Origin of the sequence: Streptomyces kanasensis, from assembly GCF_043077165.1 — a bacterium.
In the GTDB taxonomy this organism is placed as follows: domain Bacteria; phylum Actinomycetota; class Actinomycetes; order Streptomycetales; family Streptomycetaceae; genus Streptomyces; species Streptomyces changanensis.
This window is the reverse complement of record NZ_JBIBSF010000003.1, coordinates 615,483-635,349: the sequence shown is the minus strand read 5'-3', so window position 1 is coordinate 635,349 and position 19,867 is coordinate 615,483. Positions and strand designations below refer to the sequence as shown.

At 75.8% G+C, this 19,867-nt stretch carries 12 protein-coding genes; 8 read left to right on the top strand and 4 right to left on the bottom strand.

All coding sequences use genetic code 11. From position 1 onward, the window contains the following. Window positions 1-481: 481 nt before the first annotated feature. Entirely contained in the window at window positions 482-1,033 is a 552-nt protein-coding gene (locus ACF053_RS11690; protein WP_391953709.1) for a MarR family winged helix-turn-helix transcriptional regulator, read from the bottom strand. A 143-nt stretch (window positions 1,034-1,176) separates the two neighbouring features. Between ACF053_RS11690 and ACF053_RS11685 the strand changes: the two genes are divergently transcribed. Next, complete coding sequence (locus ACF053_RS11685; RefSeq protein ID WP_391953708.1) at window positions 1,177-2,454, top strand: MFS transporter; 1,278 nt, start codon at window positions 1,177-1,179, stop codon at window positions 2,452-2,454. An 81-nt stretch (window positions 2,455-2,535) separates the two neighbouring features. Here the strand turns inward: ACF053_RS11685 and ACF053_RS11680 are convergent, their stop codons facing one another. Both ACF053_RS11680 and ACF053_RS11675 read right to left on the bottom strand, forming a co-directional pair. Continuing rightward, window positions 2,536-4,497, bottom strand: a complete 1,962-nt coding sequence (locus tag ACF053_RS11680) for an ATP-binding SpoIIE family protein phosphatase (RefSeq protein ID WP_391953679.1) — start codon at window positions 4,495-4,497, stop codon at window positions 2,536-2,538. 106 nt (window positions 4,498-4,603) lie between these two features. After that, the gene (locus tag ACF053_RS11675) at window positions 4,604-6,112 is read right to left on the bottom strand and encodes an NAD(P)/FAD-dependent oxidoreductase (protein WP_391953678.1); all 1,509 of its coding nucleotides are present in this window, start codon (window positions 6,110-6,112) and stop codon (window positions 4,604-4,606) included. Between the two features lie 551 nt (window positions 6,113-6,663). On the opposite strand from ACF053_RS11675, the gene ACF053_RS11670 reads away from it, so the two are divergent. From ACF053_RS11670 to ACF053_RS11660, 3 genes are all read left to right on the top strand, one after another. Beyond that, window positions 6,664-7,371 carry a TetR/AcrR family transcriptional regulator gene (locus ACF053_RS11670; RefSeq protein WP_391953677.1) on the top strand — a complete coding sequence of 236 codons (708 nt, stop codon included), beginning with the start codon at window positions 6,664-6,666 and terminating at the stop codon, window positions 7,369-7,371. A 156-nt stretch (window positions 7,372-7,527) separates the two neighbouring features. Then, entirely contained in the window at window positions 7,528-9,651 is a 2,124-nt protein-coding gene (locus ACF053_RS11665; protein WP_391953676.1) for a sigma-70 family RNA polymerase sigma factor, read from the top strand. Window positions 9,652-9,922: 271 nt separating this feature from the next. Beyond that, window positions 9,923-10,477, top strand: coding sequence for a hypothetical protein (locus tag ACF053_RS11660; RefSeq protein WP_391953675.1), 555 nt, complete (start codon window positions 9,923-9,925; stop codon window positions 10,475-10,477). A 316-nt stretch (window positions 10,478-10,793) separates the two neighbouring features. Here ACF053_RS11660 and ACF053_RS11655 read toward each other — a convergent pair whose 3' ends face one another. Continuing rightward, window positions 10,794-12,914: an asparagine synthase-related protein gene (locus tag ACF053_RS11655; RefSeq protein ID WP_391953674.1), complete on the bottom strand. Its 2,121-nt coding sequence runs from the start codon at window positions 12,912-12,914 to the stop codon at window positions 10,794-10,796. A gap of 703 nt (window positions 12,915-13,617) precedes the next feature. On the opposite strand from ACF053_RS11655, the gene ACF053_RS11650 reads away from it, so the two are divergent. The 4 genes from ACF053_RS11650 to ACF053_RS11635 all read left to right on the top strand — a co-directional run bounded on the left by ACF053_RS11650 (window position 13,618) and on the right by ACF053_RS11635 (window position 19,481). Further along, complete coding sequence (locus ACF053_RS11650; protein ID WP_391953673.1) at window positions 13,618-15,297, top strand: hypothetical protein; 1,680 nt, start codon at window positions 13,618-13,620, stop codon at window positions 15,295-15,297. A gap of 135 nt (window positions 15,298-15,432) precedes the next feature. Next, complete coding sequence (gene lhgO / locus ACF053_RS11645; RefSeq protein ID WP_391953707.1) at window positions 15,433-16,623, top strand: L-2-hydroxyglutarate oxidase; 1,191 nt, start codon at window positions 15,433-15,435, stop codon at window positions 16,621-16,623. 49 nt (window positions 16,624-16,672) lie between these two features. Next, on the top strand, window positions 16,673-17,500 hold the full coding sequence (trmB, locus tag ACF053_RS11640; RefSeq protein WP_391953672.1) for a tRNA (guanosine(46)-N7)-methyltransferase TrmB: 828 nt from the start codon (window positions 16,673-16,675) through the stop codon (window positions 17,498-17,500). A 628-nt stretch (window positions 17,501-18,128) separates the two neighbouring features. After that, window positions 18,129-19,481 (top strand): PrsW family intramembrane metalloprotease, encoded by a 1,353-nt coding sequence (locus ACF053_RS11635; RefSeq protein ID WP_391953671.1) that lies wholly within the window; start codon window positions 18,129-18,131, stop codon window positions 19,479-19,481. The last annotated feature ends 386 nt before the right edge of the window (window positions 19,482-19,867 follow it).

Here is a 19,867-nt window from a genome sequence, read left to right as displayed (position 1 = left end):
CACGCTGTTGAGTTCTCAAGGAACGGACGCTTCCTTTGTACTCACCCTCTCGGGCTTTCCTCCGGGCGCTTCCCTTCGGTCTTTCGTGTTTCCAGCCTAGCAGATCCGATTTCTCGTTCCTGCCACCCGCTGGAGCGGGCTGCCGGGCCGTTCTCCGCTTTCGCGTTTCCCTTTCCGGCGGTTCCGACTCTATCAGATCCTTTCGGGCCTGATTCCCAGTCAGAGGGGGTTGTCTTTCCGGCCCTTCGGCCGTTCCGACGCCCCAAACTCTAGCGGATTTCCGCACCGCCTCATAATCGGGGCGTCCGGATGAATTACGGCATGCCGAAATCCATCCCGGGGGAAGAATCGTGCTGGGTTTGGGTGCCGCACCAGCGGCTGAGTGGCCGCCGCAGAACCGTTCCGGTCCCGCGACAACCCGAAGAACTATACGGACCGCATCAGTCCGCGTCAACCCCCCGCTGCGGCGGGGGCCCTACGGTCAGTCGAGGTCCTTCAGGCGGCCCTCGGCGTCCGGCTGCGCGTGCTCCACACGGCGCAGGAGACGGATCAGCAGCTCACCGAGGACGCCGCGCTCGTCCCCGGACAGGTCCTGCAGCAGTTCCTCCTCGAACGTGGTGGCCATCCTCATGGCCTCCAGCCACTTGGCGCGGCCCTCGTCCGTCAGCTCCACGATCACGCGGACCCGGTTCGTCTCGTCGCGGTCCCGGGTGACGAGACCTTCGCCGGCCATCCGGTCGATGCGGTGCGTCATGGCCGCGGGGGTGAGACCGAGGCGCTTGGCGAGCTGGCTCGGACCCATCCGGTACGGGGCGCCCGAGAGGACGAGGGTCTTGAGGACCTCCCACTCGGTGTTCCCGATGCCGAGCTCGGCGAGCTGGCGTCCGTACGCCACCGTCATGCGGCGGTTCAGGCGGCCGAGTGCCGAGACGACCTGCTCGACCTGCGGGTCGAGGTCGCGGTACTCGCGCTGGTAGGCGGCGATCTGCTCGTCGAGGGTCGGTTCGACGCTCGGCACGTGGGCTTCCGGCATGTCGAGGAGTATCCCACGGTCGTCGTTCGCTTCGAAGTCCTTCACTGTGTACAGTTAAGGATCGAACTTTAGGGTTGAAGTCTTCAGGCTTCAGTCCTACGACGTTGAAGTGGGTGAGTGTGACCAAGGCGAGGGGCGCGGCGATGCGCCGGATCCAGGCGGGCAACGCGCTGAGCGCGTTCGGACTCGGGTTCACCGTTCCGTATCTCTATGTGTACGTGGCGCAGGTCAGGGACCTCGGGGCCACCACGGCGGGGGCCGTGCTGGCGGTCTTCGCCATGGCCGCCCTCGCCGTGCTGCCCTTCACGGGCAGGACCATCGACCGGCGCGGCCCCCTGCCCGTCCTCATCGGTGCCGCCCTCCTCGCCGCGCTCGGCGCGCTCGCCATGGGCGTCGCCGGCAGCGTCACCACCGTCGTCGGTGCCGCCGCGCTGCTCGGGGCCGGTACGGCCGTTATGCAGCCCGCGCTCGCCACGATGATCGTCTGGAGCTCCGCCCCGGACGCCCGCACCCGCGCCTTCGCCCTCCAGTTCTTCCTGCAGAACCTCGGCCTCGGCATCGGCGGCCTCATCGGCGGCCTGCTCGTCGACGAGAGCCGCCCCGGCAGCTTCCTGCTGCTGTTCTCCATCGAGGCGGCCATGTTCCTCGTCCTCGCCGCCATCGCCGCGACCGTCCGCATGCCGCACACCCCGGCCATCGCCGACGCCCGGCCCGGTCACACCGGCGCCAAGGGCGCGGGCGGGCTGCGCGCCCTGCTGGGGCACCGGGCGATGGTCCAGCTCTGCGTCCTCGGCTTCGTCCTCTTCTTCGCCTGCTACGGGCAGTTCGAGTCGGGCCTCGCCGCGTACGGGACCGAGGCCGCCGGGATCGAGCCGTCGACCCTCGGCATGGCACTGGCCGCGAACACCGCCGTCATCGTCGCCGCCCAGTTCCTGGTGCTGCGGTTCGTGGAGCGCCGCCGCCGCAGCCGGGTCATCGCGGCCGTGGGTCTGATCTGGGCCGTCGCGTGGCTCATCGCCGGGTACGCGGGTCTCGGCCACGGCAGCCAGGCCATGGCGACCGCCGCGTTCATCACCACCTACGGGCTCTTCGGGCTTGGCGAGGCGATGCTGTCGCCGACCGTCGCGCCGCTGGTGGCCGACCTGGCGCCCGAGTCGATGGTCGGCCAGTACAACTCGGCGTTCGCGCTGGTCAAGCAGCTCGCCCTGGCCGTCGGGCCGGCGGTCGGCGGCCCCATGGGCGCCGCGCTCCACGGGCCGTACATCGTGACGTTCGTGCTGTTCTCGCTGGGCATCAGCGTGCTGGCGCTGCGCCTGGGGCGGGGCCTCACCGCCCTGCAGGACCACCCGTACGGCATGCGGTCCCGGGTCGTCGCCCGGCATACGCCGGAGGAGCGGGCCACCGCCGGCACGGCCGTCTGACCGCCACCACAGGACGCCGCCCCTCGGCCCCGCCCGCGCCCCCCACGGGGCCCGGGCGGGGCCGAGGCGTCCACCAGGTGGTCAGCCGGGCAGGGCGAACTCGCACCACACGGCCTTCCCGCCGCCCGGTGTGCGGCGGCTGCCCCAGGACGAGGCGATCGTGGCGATGATCGAGATGCCGCGACCCGCCTCGTCCTCCGTCTCCGCGCGGCGCCGGCGCGGCAGGTGGTCGTCCCCGTCGGTCACCTCGATGATCAGGCGCCGGTCCGTGCGCCGCAGCCGCAGCCGCATCGGGGGCGTGCCGTGCTGGAGGGAGTTCGCCACCAGCTCGCTCGTCGCCAGGACGCCCAGGTCGCGCAGCTCCACCGGGAACCGCCAGCTCGACAGCACCCCGGACGCGAAGGCCCGTGCGCGGGGAGCCGCCTCGACCCCGCCCAGCAGGTCCAGCGCCGCGTTGTGGAACAGCTCCGCGTCCGCCCCCGACCGCGACGGGTGCTGGAGGACCAGTACCGCGACGTCGTCGTCGTGCTCCGCCGTCACCCCGAGGGAGCGCAGCAGCCGGTCGCACACCACCTGCGGGGCGCCCGACGCGCCGGACAGCGCCCGCTCCAGGCCCGCCACGCCTTCGTCGATGTCCTCGCCGCGCCGCTCGACCAGGCCGTCCGTGTAGAGGACGGCGGTCGAACCGGGCGGCAGGGCGATCGTCCCCGACGTGTGCAGCCACCCGCCCGTGCCCAGCGGCGGCCCCGTCGGGTCGTCGGCCCGGCGGACCGAACCGTCCTCGTCCCGCACCAGGATCGGCAGGTGCCCGGCGGACGCGTAGACCAAGCGGCCCTCGTTCGGGTCGTGGACCGCGTACACGCAGGTGGCGATCTGGCTCGCGTCGATCTCCGCGGCCAGCCCGTCCAGCAGCTGCAGCACCTCGTGCGGCGGCAGGTCCAGGCGCGCGTAAGCCCGCACCGCCGTCCGCAGCTGCCCCATGACCGCCGCCGCCCGCACCCCGCGGCCCATGACGTCCCCGATGACGAGGGCCGTGCGGCCGGCGCCGAGCGTGATCACGTCGTACCAGTCGCCGCCGACCGCCGCGTCCGTGCCGCCCGGCTGGTAGGTCGCGGCGACCCGCAGGTCGTCCGGCTGCTCCAGCTCCTGCGGCAGCAGCGACCGCTGGAGCGTCACCGCCGTCTCGCGGTGGCGGCGCTCGCTGGCCCGCAGCCGCTCCGCCGCCTCCGCGTGGTCCGTGACGTCCGCCGCGTGCACCAGGACCCCGCCGCCCGGGCGCGCCGGCCGTCCGTGGTGAGCGGGGACGTCGACGGGGAGGCACGAGACCGTGAAGGAGCCGCCGCCCTGCGTCCGGCGGGACTTGACCGTGCGTGGCTTGCCGCTGCGCAGGACCTGGTCCATGAGCGGCACGAGGCCCAGGTCGCTGAGCTCCGGGCAGCCGTCGGCGACCGTGCTGCCCGGGGCGCGGTGCCCGAACACCGCGGCGTAGGCGTCGTTGACGTACGCGACGCGGTGCTCCGTGCCGTAGGTGAGCGCGACGAGGCCGGGGAGGTGGCTGAGGATCTCCCGCACGGAGAAGTCCTCCAGGGACGGGGGCGCGGGAAGCGGGGCGGGCGCGGCGGACGCGCCGGACCCGGCGGGTGGCGCCTGCGCGGGCGAGCCGGCAGCGGCGCCGGTGACAGCGCCGGCGGGCGTACCGACCGCTTCGGGCGCCCCGGGGGCACCGGGGGCACCACTGGGCGCGGCGTGACCACCGGTCCCACCGCTCCCCTCCGTGCCATTGGGTGCATCGGATGACGGGAGGGGCGCGCCGGGTGCCGTCGCACGCCCGTCCGACGCGGCGAGCACCGCCGCCCCGTCGGGTCCGTCGGCGGGCACCGGGACGTCGTCGGGCGGCGTCCCCGCCTGCCGGCCGTACTCACCCCGCGCTGCGGGCACGGCGCCTTCACCCCGCTGCCCCGGCGAGCCCCCCTGATCGGTCCTGCGCGCGGCGGCGCGGCGCTGCGTACCGGGAAAGCGGGCGCTCCAACGCGTGAAGTTCACGGATCTCTATGCCTCGTGGTGTCGTTGCCGTGCTGAGTCACTCTGTGCAGGTGTGAGCCCACCTATGGTCACACGTCCAGTGTGACCGAACACACTGACAAGGGCGTCAATCGTTCGTGGGGTCGTCCGGCCCCGTCCGGCCCGGACCCCCGTGGTCACCGCCACCTCTCCCGTCCCCGTCGTCACCCGTGTCATGGGCGTCGGGGGACGAGTCGGAGGTGACGGCCATGTCCGCCGGAGGCGGCGGGGGACCCGCGGCGAGGGCGAACTCCGCACGCGGGTGCTCCAGCGAACCCAGCGACACGATCTCCCGCTTGAACAGCCCCGCCAGCGTCCACTCCGCCAGCACGCGCGCCTTCCGGTTGAACGTCGGGACGCGGCTGAGGTGGTACGCGCGGTGCATGAACCACGCCGGATAGCCCTTCAGCTTCCGCCCGTAGACGTGCGCGACGCCCTTGTGCAGCCCGAGCGACGCCACGGACCCCACGTACCGGTGCGCGTACTCCTGGAGCGGCCGGCCCCGCAGCGACGCCACGAGGTTCTCCGCCAGGACCCTCGCCTGACGTACGGCGTGCTGTGCGTTCGGCGCGCACTCCGCGCCCGCGGCCTTCGCCGTGACGTCCGGGACGGCCGCCGCGTCCCCGGCGGCCCACGCGTGCTCCACGCCCTCCACCGTCAGGTGGGCGGTGCACCGCAGGCGGCCCCGCTCGTTCAGCGGCAGCCCGGTCGCCGCGAGCACCGGCGCCGGCTTCACGCCCGCCGTCCACACGACCGTGCGCGTCGGGAAACGGCTCCCGTCGCTGAGCACCGCCACCCGGTCCACGCACGACTCCAGGCGCGTCCCCAGGCGGACGTCGATGTTCCGGGCGCGCAGCTCCCGCACCGTGTACCGGCCCATCTCCTCGCCCACCTCGGGCAGGATGCGGTCGCTCGCCTCGACCAGCACCCACTTCAGGTCCTCGGCCTTGACGTTGTGGTAGTACCGCGCCGTGTAGCGGGCCATGTCCTCCAGCTCCCCCAGCGCCTCCACGCCGGCGTACCCGCCGCCGACGAAGACGAAGGTCAGCGCGGCGTCCCGGATGGCCGGGTCGCGGGTGGAGGACGCGATGTCCATCTGCTCGATGACGTGGTTGCGCAGGCCGATGGCCTCCTCGACCGTCTTGAACCCGATGCCGTGGTCGGCCAGACCGGGCACGGGGAGCGTGCGCGAGACGGAACCCGGAGCGAGGACCAGCTCGTCGTAGGTCAGCTCCAGCGGACCGGCCGCCTCCTCCTCCGAGGCGAGGGTCCGGACGGTCGCGGTGCGCTTGGCGTGGTCGAGGGACTCCACCTCGCCGATGACGATCCGGCACCGGTCCAGGACCCGGCGCAACGGCACCACGACGTGCCGGGGCGAGATGTTCCCCGCCGCCGCCTCCGGGAGGAACGGCTGGTACGTCATGTACGGGTCCGGTGAGACCACCACCACCTCGACCGCCCCGCTTCTCAGCTCGTCCCCGAGCTGCCGCTGCAGGTGCAGGGCGGTGTACATACCGACATAGCCGCCGCCGACGACGAGAACGCGCGCACGAGTCGGGGATTCGGCGGATCCCCGCGAGATAGCAGCCGTCACCATCCCATGACGCAACGAGCGCCGGTGTTTGTCCACAGGCTCGACGGATTGTGTGACCGGTGGGGCAGGGAGGCGCGGGGTGGCGCTTCACCCCATCGGAAGACGGAAAGCGCACGTCAGACCGGGCGCCGAGGGCAGCGGGCGGGACGTCAATCGGGAGTCTTCCGCACCTTGCTCCGATCGGGGGGCGCACCGGACGGAACTACCCCTTCTGAATTGACTCCGTCTCAACTATGTTCGTATCTCATCGGGGTGTCGGGATCGCCGCGCGTAGACCAGGGCGCGGCGGGGTCGGTCCCCCGGATGTCAAGGCGGGGAGTCTCCGGGGGGAGACATCGAATGACCGGGGGAACGCTATGCACATTCAGGATTCGCATGGGCAGGCGCGGACCGCGCACACCGTCGGCGGGCTGACCGCGACCGGCGCGACCAACGGAGCCGCGGCGCCCGCGGGGTCCGCGGGACCGGGCGGGGTCCACGGGTCGGGGGTCTCGGGCGTACCCGGGGTACCGGGGGGCGTACCGGGCCGGGCCGGCGCCGTCAGCGGTGTCGGGATGACCGGCGCCGGGGCCTCCGGGCACACCGCGCGGCCGGCACCGCTCCGCGTGGACGCCCAGCGCAACCTCGAACACGTCCTGCGCGCCGCGCGCGAGGTGTTCGGCGAGCTGGGGTACGGCGCGCCCATGGAGGACGTCGCGCGCCGCGCCCGCGTCGGGGTCGGGACGGTCTACCGGCGCTTCCCGAGCAAGGACGTACTGGTCCGCCGCATAGCCCAGGAGGAGACGGCCCGGCTCACCGAGCAGGCCAGGACCGCCCTGGGCCAGGAGGACGAGCCCTGGTCGGCGCTCTCCCGCTTCCTGCGCACGTCCGTCGCCTCCGGCGCCGGCAGGCTGCTGCCGCCGCAGGTCCTGCGCGTGGGCGTCGACGTGGAGGAGGTGCCCGTCCCGGCCACGCCGGAGGACGCGCGCGTACCGCACCAGCGCGGCGCCTCCCCCCAGTCCGGCCTCCGGGTCGTCACGCCGCGCGCGATACCGGCGGCCGAGCTCGACGACGCCGGCGTCTCCGAGCTCCTGGAGGTCGTGGGCCGGCTGGTCAACCGCGCCCGGGAGGCCGGCGAGCTGCGCCGGGACGTGACGGTCGCGGACGTGCTGCTCGTCATCGCCACGGCGGCACCGTCCCTGCCGGACGCCGCCCAGCAGACCGCCGCCTCCGCGAGGCTCCTCGACATCCTGCTGGAGGGCCTGCGCTCGCGCCAGGCGTAACGAGCGAGCGTACTCCGAACACCCGCCCGCAGGTGTGGGTGTTCGGAAGGTCTCCCCGGATGAGTGGATGATCCGCTCGGGGCGACGGCCCCCTCCACCCGCTGTGGCACGCTGGGACGGTTTTCCGGTCTGAGCAGGGGTACGGGGGCGGTCGGGTTGCACGGTGACGGTCGCGAAGAGCCGTTCAGCGGTGACGCCCTCGGAGCGGCCGGCGAGCGGCGCACCGCACAGGTCCCCAGCCAGGGCGGCCGCGCGTCGCGCCACCGCGCACCGGACGGCGGCCACGGCATCCCCCCGCAGCGGGACCGCGACCACACCCGGCCGGCCGGCGACTCCCTCCTGCCGCCACCGGTGGAGCTGCCCCCGTCCGACGCCGACCTCGTCCAGCTCATGCGCGGCGGTGACGACTCGGCGTACGAGGAGCTGTTCCGCCGGCACTCCGCGGCGGTACGCAGGTACGCGCGCACCTGCTGCCGTGACCAGCACACGGCGGACGACCTCACCGCGGAGGTCTTCGCCCGTACCCTCCAGGCCGTGCGGCGCGGCGCCGGCCCGGAGCAGGCCGTCCGGGCGTACCTGCTGACGACCGTCCGGCACGTCGCCGCCGCGTGGACGAAGACCGCCAAGCGCGAGCAGCTCGTCGAGGACTTCGGCCTGTTCGCGACGCAGGCGGCCCGCGCCTCGGAGCTGACCGCCGCCGGCACCGACGAGCTGGGCGCCGACGTCCGGGCCATGCGGGAGGCCGAGCAGTCCCTCGCCGTGCGGGCGTTCCGGTCGCTGCCCGAGCGGTGGCAGGCCGTGCTCTGGCACACGACCGTCGAGGAGGAATCACCGAGCCAGGTGGCACCGCTGTTCGGGCTGACGCCCAACGCCACCGCCGTCCTGGCCAGTCGCGCCCGCGAGGGGCTGAAGCAGGCCTACCTCCAGGCGCACGTCAGCCGGGCCCTCACCACGGGTGGCGACTGCGCCCGGTACGCCGACCGGCTCGGCGCGTACGCCCGGGGCGGCCTGCGCATGCGGGCGGAACGGGGGCTGCGCCGGCACCTGGAGGAGTGCGCGCGCTGCCGGCTGGCCGCCGGAGAGCTGGCACAGGTCAACGCCGGCATCCCGGCGCTGCTGCCCGTCGCCGTCATCGGCTGGTTCGCCGCCGGCTACTCGCTGGAGGCGGCGGGCCTCGCCGCCGGAGGCGCGGTCGGCGCCGGCGCCGGGGCCGCAGCGGCGGCTGCGGGTGCGGGGGGTGCTGGTGGTGCTGCGGGTGCCGGCGGCGTTGTGGCGGGTGGTGCCGGGGCCGGGGCTGCCGGGGCGGGTGCCGGTGCTGCATCGGGTGGTGCGGGGGCCGGGGCGGGGGCGGGTGGTGCTGCGGGCGGGGGCGTGGCGGGGGCCGGGGCCGGGGCGGGGACCGCAACGGGAGGCGGGGCGGGTGGGGGCGGGGGGGCCGGGGGGGCCGCCGGAGGACTGGGCGTTCCCGCCAAGGCCGGGGCCGCCGCGGCCATGGCCGTCGCGGCCACCGCGGGGCTCGTCTGGGCGCTGTCCGGCGGCCCCCGCCCCGCGCCCGTGCCCGCGCCCGACGCGCGGCCGCCGGTGGCGCAGCCGGTCGTTCCGAGGCCCACGCTCGCGCCTCCCGCGTCGTCACCGGCGCCCGAGCCACCGCCCTCTCCCCGGCCCGTGGACCCGCCCGAGCCGACACCTCCTCCCGCGCCCGCACCGTCGGCCGTGCCCAAGGCGGCGCCGTCTCCGGCACCCGCCCGCAGCGCGCCCCGGCCCGTCCCGCCCCCTGCCCCGACGGAGGCGTCGACGCCCCCGGCCGCTTCCCCCGTGCCCGTGCCACCGCCCGCGCCCGCCACCTACCGGGTGGGGCGGCTCGCCTTCGACGTGCTCGGCGACCACACACGGCCCGAACTTCGGCTCGGCGGGTCCAGCTGGGTCTGGCAGCGTCACGGCATGTCCATCGGTGGCACCCCGTACGAGCAGGGCATCTCGGTGCACCCCCGCTCCTCGGTGGTGGTCGACCTGAACCGGCGGTGCTCCACGTACACGGCGTTCGTCGGCGTCGACGACGTGACGAGCGGACTCGGGTCCGTGCGGTTCTCCGTCTACGCGGACGGGGTGCGGCTCTGGCGCTCCCCCGTCGTCGACGGCGGCGACCCGGCGGTGCCGGTACGCGTCGGTATCGCGGGCCGCACATCGATCCGGCTCGTCACCGAGCCCAGCGGGCCGTTCGGGGCGGTCGGGCTCGCCGACTGGGCGGACGCCCGCATCACCTGTGCGGACGGCGACTGACGGCGTCCGACGGAAGCCGAGGGGCTGAGGGGGCTAGGGCCGAGGGGGCGTGGGGGCGTGGAGAACGGGCCGCGTGGGGCTTCTGAGACGGCTGGGTCGGCACGAGGGTCGGGGCCTTCGCACGGGGACGGGACGGAGGGGGCGGGGGCTCCGGGAGGGCTGGGGCGGCGTGGGCGTGGAGACCCCCGGGACGGGGCGTCCGGCGGACACGCCATGCTGTGCTCGGCGGCCCGACCAGCCGTCAGACCACCGTGAGCACCAGGGGGACCCCATGGAACACGACACCCCGGCCGCCCCGGCCGCCCCAGCCGTCCGCGTCAAGGTCGTCGAGGACGACCTCTTCGGACCCGTCACCGTCTCGCTGGACCTCGGTGCGGGGGCGGTCGTCGTCCACGGCGACGCCGTCCCGCCCGTCGAGCTCCGCCGGGACGCGGCCGTCTCCGCCATCGACGAGCACGTGCCCGTCGGCACGCGCGACGGGGCGTCGCTCACGCTCGTCGTCGACGGTTCGGCGGTGCCGATCCGGCCCGGCAAGGGCCGGTTGACGAGGCACTCGTTCCGGGTGGACGTGGCGCACGGGGAGGTCGTCTACCGGCTCGTGCCCGACTCGTTGGCGGGCAGTCGGCTGCTGCGGGACGGGGAGCCGATCGGCGGGTTCACCTCCGACGGTGACGGGGCCGTCCTCGTCGAGTGGCGGGACGGCGTCGGCGTGCGGGCCGTCGAGGTGGGGCTCGGATACGCCCTCGCGGCGGCGTTCGGCACCGGGGCGGGGCCGATGTGGCTGCTGGTCCTGGAAGCGCTCGGGGACCTGATCACCCCGGGCTGACCCTCGGCGCCGGCCACCGGCGGCCCTGTGCGGGGCGTCGCGCCCGGAGCCGTACCGCAGCGTGCGTGTCGTACGCGGCCACCGGCGTCCACCGTCACGGGGCACCGCCGTTGACCCGCCCCGCACCACCGACCACCGAGCACCGATCACCGACCGCCGGCCACCGCCGCGCGCCGGTCGGTCGTCGCCTGCTCCGGCACGCCCGGGCCGCCCCGGTCACGTACCGCTCCGCCCCGTCTTCACGCCCATCGTCCCGGCCCCCCCGGGCGACCGGGGCACCCGCACGACCGTGGCACCCGCGGCGACCGGCCAGGGGTCACGAGCGGAGGGTCGGGCGGGACGGTACGCCCGCGGCGACCGCGCGGCGGCGGGGGGCGGCCGTGCCGGACCAGCAGGTCCCGCGGCGGGCGACGAGGCGGTGGAGCCACAGTTCGGTGGAGACCAGGTCGGCGATGCCGTCGAGGGGGACGGGCTCGCCGTCGGCGGCGGCGCGGAGGGCGGTGCGGACGACCCTGGCCTCGATGAGTCCGGCGTCGGCGAGGAGCGGGGCCTCGAAGAGGGCGAGGAGCTGCGGGAGGGCCACGCGGAGCCCGGCGCGTACGGCGGCCTGGGAGGGGGCCTGGGTGGGGGCGCCCCAGCCGGGTGGCAGGTCGTGGATGCCGGTGCCGGCGAGGACGGCGCGCAGGACGTCGGCGCGGGCGCCGGGGCGTACGCGCAGGGACTCGGGGAGGTCGCGGCAGGCGCGGACGACCTGGTTGTCGAAGAACGGGGCGTGGAGGCGCTGGCTGCGGACCTCGGCGGCCTGTTCGAGGACGCGGTGGTCGGCGGCGTGGCGGGCGAGGGCGGCGCGGGCGCGGGCCTCGCCGGGGCGTTGGACGGAGGTGGGGCGGGTCGCTGCCTGGTGGAGGCGAACCGATACTTCGGCGAGGGCCTCGCCGGTGAGCCAGCGGGCGGCCGGGCCGGGTCGGGTCCAGGTGAGGGCGGCGAGGGAGGCGTCGAGGGGGCCGTCGGGGTTGCCGTCGCCGGTGGCGAGGGCGCGGTTGGCTTCGAGGAGGCGGCCCGCGGCGGCTTCGAGTCCGGCGCGGTAGGGGGTGCGGGCGAGTCTGCGGGCGGCCCGGTAGACGGTGATGGGGACGAGGAGGGAGCCGGCGGTGGGGCCGCTGGCGCGGGCGAGGGCGGTGACGGGGCGGAGCAGGTGGCGGCGTCTGCGGTCCATGAGGAGGTCGGCGAGGCGGGCCGGGTGGGCGTCGAGGACCTGGCGGGCGCCGTGGCCGGTGAGGTGGTCGGCGCTGCCCGCGGCGAGGCGGCGGCGGTGGCGGGCCGCGGTGACGAGGGCGGGGCCGGGCTCGTCGGTGAGGGGGACGTCGAGGTCGGCGTAGGGGAGGGCTTCGTCGTCGGCGGCGACGACGACGTGGTGGAGGCGGGGGTTCTCGGCGAGGGCGTGGGCGCGTTCGAGTTCGGCGGTGTGGCCGGGTTCGCGGGCGCCGGCGGTGAGGTCGTTGAAGGTGACGGCGAGGAGGCGTTCGCCGGCGCCGGTGCCGCCGTGGCCGGTGATGGTGCCGGGGACGCCGGGGAGGCCCGCGGCGAGGAGGGCGAGGGTGCTGGAGGCGCTGCCGCCGGAGAGGTCGGCGCCGATGCCGGGGGCGGGGGCGTGGCCGCGGGCGGCGCGGCGGTCGGCGGGGCCCATGCCGGGGACGGGTCCGGGATCGGGCGGTGGGGTGGCGGGGGCGTGGCGGGGGGCGGTGAGGCGGGCTCGGACGGCTTCGACGAGGGCGTCGCGGACGGCTTCGACAGCGTGGTCGGGGTCGAGTTGGGGTGCGGCGACGGCGAGGGAGGCGACGGGTTCGTAGCCGGTGATCTCGCGGGAGCCCTCGCGCAGGACGAGGGCGTGGCCGGGGGGGACGCGTCTGACGCCGGCGTAGGGGGTGGAGTCGCGGAGCGCTTCGGGGGTTTCGGGGCAGGCGAGGAGCGCGGCGAGGTGGCCGATGTCGAGTTGGGCCTCGATGAGGTCGGCGAGGGGGAGGGCGGCGGTGGCGTAGGCGGTGCCGTTGGCCCAGGGGGTGTGGAAGACGGGGCGGGCGCCGGCGAGGTCCGCGGCGATGGTGATGCGGCGGCCGGTCTGGACGACGGCGGTGTAACTGCCGGGCCAGGCGGTGAGGTGGCGCAGGGCGCCGCCGCGGGCGGCGAAGAGGCCGACCTTGAGTTCCTCGTCGGTGGCGGCGCAGCAGCCGAGGACGGCGAGGCGGGTGTCGGGGGCGACGCTGACGACGCGCACTTCGTCGGGGCGCCAGTCGCCGACGGCCCAGAGGGGGTCGGGGTCGCCCCAGAGGAGGTGGCCGCCGACGGGTTGCATGGTGGCGGTGTCGTCGGAGGCGGTGACGGCGCCGACCGTGCCGAAGCTCGCGGCGATACTGCTCCACCCCACCAGCCAGCGCATCGCCGCCTCCACAGCCTGTGGACATCTTCAGCCACTCGGGTCCGCTCGTCGTGTGCCGCTGGGGCGGCTGGTGCGGCGAGGGGTGCCGATGGAGACATGCTGCCACGACAACAGGCGCACAGGAGGTCGTCCGGGCGGCGCGTACGCAAACGGGAACGCGCCCCTGGCAATTGGCGGAGCGGTGGGGAGGTGTCGGTGCGGGGCGGTCAACTCCCTTCGCGGGACGACGGATTCGTCAAGTCCGGCTGGGCGTGGGAGGGTTCGGCCGCATTGGCGATGGGCATCATTCAGCCAATCTCCGTGCCCGCCGGTGCCCGTGCGCGGCGTCGGTCCGGGTCCGGTCCGCCTCGGTGTGGTCCGGTCCGGGGGGCGCTGCTCGCCCCCCGGTCCGGTCCGCCGCCCGCGGGGAATGAGGCGGCGGTGTCCCCCGGCCCGCTGGTTCCCGCCCAGCGGGCCGACCCACGCGGCACCATGGAAGCGCTCTCCCGGCGGGAGGGGGCAGAGCGCACGGACGGGCGCACGGCCACACGGCGGGGGCACGGCGGCGGGTGCGCGGCGCACGCCAACCTCCCGTACGCACAACAATCCCGCCATAGGGAACACCGCCTCTTAACGGTGGGGATGCGGCGAACTACGCTGGGTTTACGAATGCCGCGCGCCTATGCCTGGCAGCGCGGCGGCCGTCTGGGTCGAGGGGTGGCGCATGTCCAGGGAGCTACGCGGACCGAACGAGAAGCTCGGCACCGTTCTCGCCCTCGCCGGCATCAGTAACGCCGGCCTGGCCCGACGCGTCAACGACCTGGGCGCGCAGCGCGGTCTGACCCTGCGGTACGACAAGACGTCGGTGGCCCGGTGGGTGTCGAAGGGCATGATCCCGCAGGGTGCCGCGCCGCATCTGATCGCCGCCGCGATCGGCCAGAAGCTGGGCCGGCCGGTGCCGCTGCACGAGATCGGCCTGGCGGACGCGGATCCGGCGCCGGAGGTGGGGTTGGCCTTCCCTCGGGACGTGGGCGAGGCGGTGCGGTCGGCGACGGAGCTGTACCGGCTGGACCTGGCGGGTCGGCGGGCGGGTGGGGGCGGCATCTGGCAGTCCCTGGCGGGTTCGTTCGCGGTGAGCGCGTACGCGGTGCCGGCGTCGCGGTGGTTGATCGCCCCGGCCGACCCGTCGGTGGAGCGGCACGTCCCGCGCGCGGACGGCCCGGCCCCGAAGCCCGGCAGGACCGCCCCCGGCACCGCGACGGCCCCCGGCGCCGCGGCAGCGCCCGGTACGCCCGGTGCCGCCGCAGCGCCCGGCACCCGCGGCGACAACCCGCCCGCCCCGCCCGCGTCCGGCGCGGGGCCGGCGGCCCCGCAGGCCCCGGGCGCGACCGCCCCGGAGACCACCGCCCCGGCGCCCTCCGTCCCCGCCGCCCGCCCCGTCGCGTCCGTCACGGTGGTCGAGGAGCTGCCGCCGGACGGTGGCCACGCGCGCGTGGGCCACAGCGACGTGGCGAAGCTGCGGGAGGCCGCCGAGGACGCCCGCCGCTGGGACTCCAAGTACGGCGGCGGGGACTGGCGCTCGTCGATGGTGCCGGAGTGCCTGCGCGTCGACGCGGCGCCGCTGCTGCTGGGCTCGTACTCCGACGAGGTCGGGCGGGCCCTGTTCGGGGCGACCGCCGAGCTCACGCGGCTGGCCGGGTGGATGGCCTTCGACACCGGCCAGCAGGAGGCCGCCCAGCGGTACTACATCCAGGCGCTGCGCCTGGCGCGGGCCGCCGCGGACGTGCCGCTCGGCGGGTACGTCCTGGCGTCGATGTCGCTGCAGGCCACCTACCGGGGCTTCGCCGACGAGGGCGTCGACCTGGCGCAGGCGGCCCTGGAGCGCAACCGCGGGCTGGCCACGGCCCGCACGATGTCGTTCTTCCGGCTGGTGGAGGCGCGCGCCCACGCCAAGGCCGGGGACGCGGCGGCGGCCGGGGCGGCGCTGAAGGCCGCCGAGGGGTGGCTGGAGCGGTCCCGGGAGGGCGACGCCGACCCGTCCTGGCTCGGCTTCTACTCGTACGACCGGTTCGCCGCCGACGCCGCCGAGTGCTACCGCGACCTGAAGGCCCCCCGCCAGGTGCGGCGCTTCACCGAGCAGGCGCTGTCGCGGCCGACGGAGGAGTACGTGCGCTCGCACGGCCTGCGGCTGGTGGTCAGCGCCGTCGCCGAACTGGAGTCGGGGAACCTCGACGCGGCCTGCGCGGCGGGCACGCGCGCGGTGGAGGTCGCCGGGCGGATCTCGTCGGCGCGGACCACCGAGTACGTGCGCGACCTGCTGCACCGGCTGGAGCCGTACGGGGACGAGCCGCGCGTCGCGGAGCTGCGCGAGCGCGCCCGGCCGCTGTTGACGACCCCGGCGTAGGGCGGCGGGGACAGGGCGCACCACCTGGCGTGATCCATCTCCCACCGCCGCGCGGACCTGGTTTAACGGCGTTGTCAGCGGGCCAGTGCACTATCGGGGTGGGAGGTGGCACAGGTGTCCGGGTTCGGCGGCGGCATGTTCGACTGCGACATCCTGGTGATCGGCGGCGGGGTCATCGGGGCGTCGACGGCGTACGCGCTCTCGCGGGCCGCTCCCGGCACCCGGGTGGTCGTCCTGGAGAAGGAGGCGGGCCCCGCCCGTCACCAGACGGGCCGCAACAGCGGCGTCATCCACAGCGGGATCTACTACCGCCCCGGTTCGCTGAAGGCGCGGTACGCGGCGCGCGGCGCGGCCGAGATGGTGAAGTTCTGCGCCGAGTACGGGCTGCCGCACGAGGTGACCGGCAAGCTGATCGTCGCCACCGACCGCTCGGAGCTGCCCCGGCTGCACGCGCTCGTCCAGCGCGGCCGGGAGAACGGCATCCCCGTGCGCGAGCTGGGCCCGGCGCAGATCAGCGAGTTCGAGCCGCAGGTGCGGGGCATCGCCGCGATCCACGTCGGCACCACGGGCGTCTGCGACTACGGGGCGGTGGCGGCGCAGCTCGCCGAGGCGTCCGGCGCCGAGCTGCGGTACGGGGCGCGGGTCACGGCCGTCGACCGCCGCCCCTGGGGCGTGGCCGTGCGGACGGCGGACGGGAGCGTGGTGCGGGCCCGGGCGCTGGTGAACTGCGCGGGACTGCACTGCGACGCGGTGGCGCGGCTCGCGGGGGACGAGCCGGGCGTGCGGATCGTGCCGTTCCGCGGCGAGTACTACGAGCTGACCCGGCCCGGTCTGGTGCGCGGCCTGGTCTATCCCGTGCCGGACCCGGCGTTCCCGTTCCTCGGCGTGCACCTGACGCGCGGGGTCGACGGCGGCGTGCACGTCGGCCCGAACGCCGTGCCCGCGGCCGCCCGCGAGGGCTACCGCCGGCGGCAGGTGGACCCGCGGGACCTGGCCGGGACGCTGGCCTGGCCCGGCTCGTGGCGGATCGCCCGGCGCCACTGGCGGTACGGGGCGGGGGAGCTGCGCAGGTCCCTGTCGAAGCGGGCGTTCACGGACGCCGTGCGGCGGCTGCTGCCCGCCGTGGACGCCGCGGACCTGCGGCCCGCGCCGGCGGGGGTGCGGGCCCAGGCGGTGCTGCGGGACGGCACGCTCGTCGACGACTTCCTCATCCGGCGCGGCCCGCGCACGGTCCACGTGCTGAACGCCCCCTCTCCCGCGGCGACGGCGTCCCTGCCGATCGGGCGGGAGGTCGCCCGGCGGGCGCTGGCGCTCGTCGAGGGGTAGGTCGAGGGGTAGGGGGGTGTCGGCGCGGGTTCGTAGAATCGAAGGCACTGTGTCCGAGAAGACCGCGTCGAGCACGCCCCCCACGCCCCCCGCCCCCGCGACCCCGCAGGTGCCCGCCCCGGCGCGCCGCGGCAGCCGTATGTTCGCCGACGGCAGCGGGCCCGCCCCCGACCCGGCCGGGTCGCACTTCGAGCGGCGCATCCGCAGCTTCCAGCCCCGCCGCAGCCGCGTCACCACCGGTCAGGCCGACGCACTGCGCCGCCTGTGGCCCGCCTGGGGCCTGGACATCGACGGGCAGCGCGTCCTGGACCTGGACGAGCTGTTCGACGGACTGCCCGTGGTGCTGGAGATCGGCTTCGGCATGGGCGAGGCGACCGCCCGGATGGCCGCCGCCGACCCGTCGACCGGCATCCTCGCCGTGGACGTCCACACACCCGGCCAGGGCAACCTCCTCGGCCTCGCCGAGCGCCAGGGGCTGACGAACGTCCGCGTCGCCAACGGCGACGCGATCATCCTGCTGCGCGAGATGCTGCCGCCCGCCGCGCTCGCCGGCGTCCGCGTGTACTTCCCGGACCCGTGGCCGAAGAAGCGCCACCACAAGCGGCGACTGATCCAGCCGGAGTTCCTGAGCCTCCTCGCGCCCCGCATGGCGCCCGGGGCCGTCCTGCACTGCGCGACGGACTGGGAGCCGTACGCGGAGCAGATGCTGGAGGTGCTCACCGCGCACCCCGACTTCGAGAACACCGCCCCCGACGGCGGGTACGCGCCCCGGCCCGACTTCCGGCCGCTGACCCGGTTCGAGGGGCAGGGTCTGGACAAGGGCCACGTCGTGCACGACCTGCTCTTCGCCCGCGTCCCGGCAGACCTCCCGGCCTGACGGCCACGGCCGCCCCATCCGACCGCCCAGCCTGACCGCCCCACCTGACCGTTCCGGCGGATGCCCGCCGCGTGGCACCGGCGACCGGACGCCTCCGGCGTGGCGCCACGGGGCGGGACGGCCGCGGCGTGGCGCCACGGGGCGGGACGGCCGCGGCGTGGCGCCCCCGGCGGGGCGGCCGCAGGGCGCTCTCGGCGAGCCCGGCCCGCCGCGGCCCACCGCTCCGGTGGGACGGTCGCAGCGAGGCCCCGCGACGGGACATCCGCGGCGGGTCGTCCGCAGCGCGGCTCCCACGACCGGACACCCACGGCGTGGCACCCCCGGTGGGACGGCCGCAGGGCGACCGCGGTGTGTGGGGCACCCCGGCGACCACGGTGTGTGGGGCACCCCGGCGACCGCGGTGTGTGGGGCATCCCCGGCGGTGCGGCCGCAGGGCGCTCGCGGCGGCAGGGCCGTCGGCCACAGAACCCCCGGCCCGTCGGCCGCCCGGCGCCCGGTCCGTCGGCTGCAGGGCGCCCGCGGAGGGCCGCAGCGGCAGGGCGTGCACCGGCCGTCCGGCCCGCCGGGCCCGGTCCGGCTGTCCACAGACGGTCGCGGAGTGTCGGCGGGGCCGTCTAGGGTCGGCCGGGTGTCACAGTCGCCCGCGCACCGCCCCGCACCGCCGCACACCCGGCCGGCCGGCCCCGCCCAGCCGGCCATCCCGACGTACCACCCGCGGCCGTCCTTCGACGCCGTACCGGACCGGGCGCGCTGGCGGTACAAGCCCCGGCGCGCGTTCTGGCGCAGCAGGGCGGTGCGCGCCTCCGCCGTGATCCTCGTGCTCGCCCTGTGCGCCCTGGTGATCCTGGCCCTGGTGCGCGAGCAGACGGGCACGACGGGCTTCCTGGTGGGCCTCGGGCTGGCGCTGCTGCCCGTTCCGCTGCTGATGGCGGCGTTCCGGTGGCTGGACCGGGTGGAGCCGGGACCGTGGAAGAACCTGCTGTTCTCGTTCGCCTGGGGGGCGTTCGCCGCGGCCCTCGTCGCGATCGTCGCCAACACCTTCGCGACCCGGTGGATAGCCACCGCGACCGCCGACCCGACGTCGGCCGACACGCTGGGCGCGACCGTCGTCGCGCCCGTCGTGGAGGAGAGCGCCAAGGCCGCCGCGATCCTGCTGGTCTTCCTCTTCCGCAGACGCGACTTCACGGGCCTGGTCGACGGGGTGGTGATCGCCGGGTTCACGGCGACCGGCTTCGCCTTCACGGAGAACATCCTCTACCTGGGCAGCGCCTTCGGCGAGGACCAGGAGTTCGGCACCTCCGGCATCGGGTCGGTGACGGCGGCGACGTTCTTCGTACGGGTGGTGATGTCGCCGTTCGCGCATCCGCTGTTCACGGTGCTGACCGGCATCGGGTTCGGGATCGCCGCGATGACGGCCCGCCGCCGCAGGGTGGTGCGGGTGGTGCTGCCGGTGCTGGGGCTGGTCCTGGCGATGGGCGTGCACGCGCTGTGGAACGGCTCGACGACGTTCGGCCCGTGGGGGTTCGTCGCCGTGTACGGGGCGTTCATGCTGCCGGCGCTGGGGCTGCTGACGTGGCTCGCGGTCTGGACCCGCCAGCGGGAGCTGCGGACCATAGCCGCCGAACTGCCGGCGTACGCGGCGGCCGGCTGGCTCACCGCGGACGAGCCGCTCGCGCTGTCCTCGATGCGGGCGCGGTCCCTCGCGCGGGACTACGCGGCACGCGCGTTCGGCCCGGCGGCGGCCCGGTCGGTGGGCGAGTACGAGGCGTTCGCGACGACGCTGGCGTTCCTGCGCCACCGGGCGCGGCGGGGCGCGGCGGACCGGGACTTCACCGCGCGGGAGCAGGAGCTGCTGCACCACATGTGGCAGCGGAAGGCGACGGCCGGCCCGGCGCTGACGTTCGCGGCCCGCGCGACCGGCCGCGTGTGGACGCCGCCGCCGCACCGCGACTACGCGGGGTACAACCCGTACCGGTACTGAGCACGGGCGGGGCGAGCCGCCCGGACGGGGTCGGGCCCGGACGGCCTGGCATGACGGGGCCGAGCCCGGCGGGGCCTGGCGTGACGGGGCCGGGCCGGACGGGGCGGGGCGAGCCGGACGGACGGGCTCGGGCCCGGACGGGCCGGCGTGACGGGGCCGGGCCGGGACGGACGGGCGGGGAGGACCGGCAGCCCTGGCGTCGGGGGGTGTGCCGCCAAGGCTGCCGGGATCGATGGACCGCCGGAGGACGTCAGGCGGGCGGTGCGCACGCCGTACCGCCGTACCGTCGGTCGGTACGCCGCGTCGGCCCGCCCGTACCGCCGTACCGTCGGTCGGTACGCCGCGTCGGCCCGCCCGTACCGCCGTGCCGTCGGGCGGGACGCCGC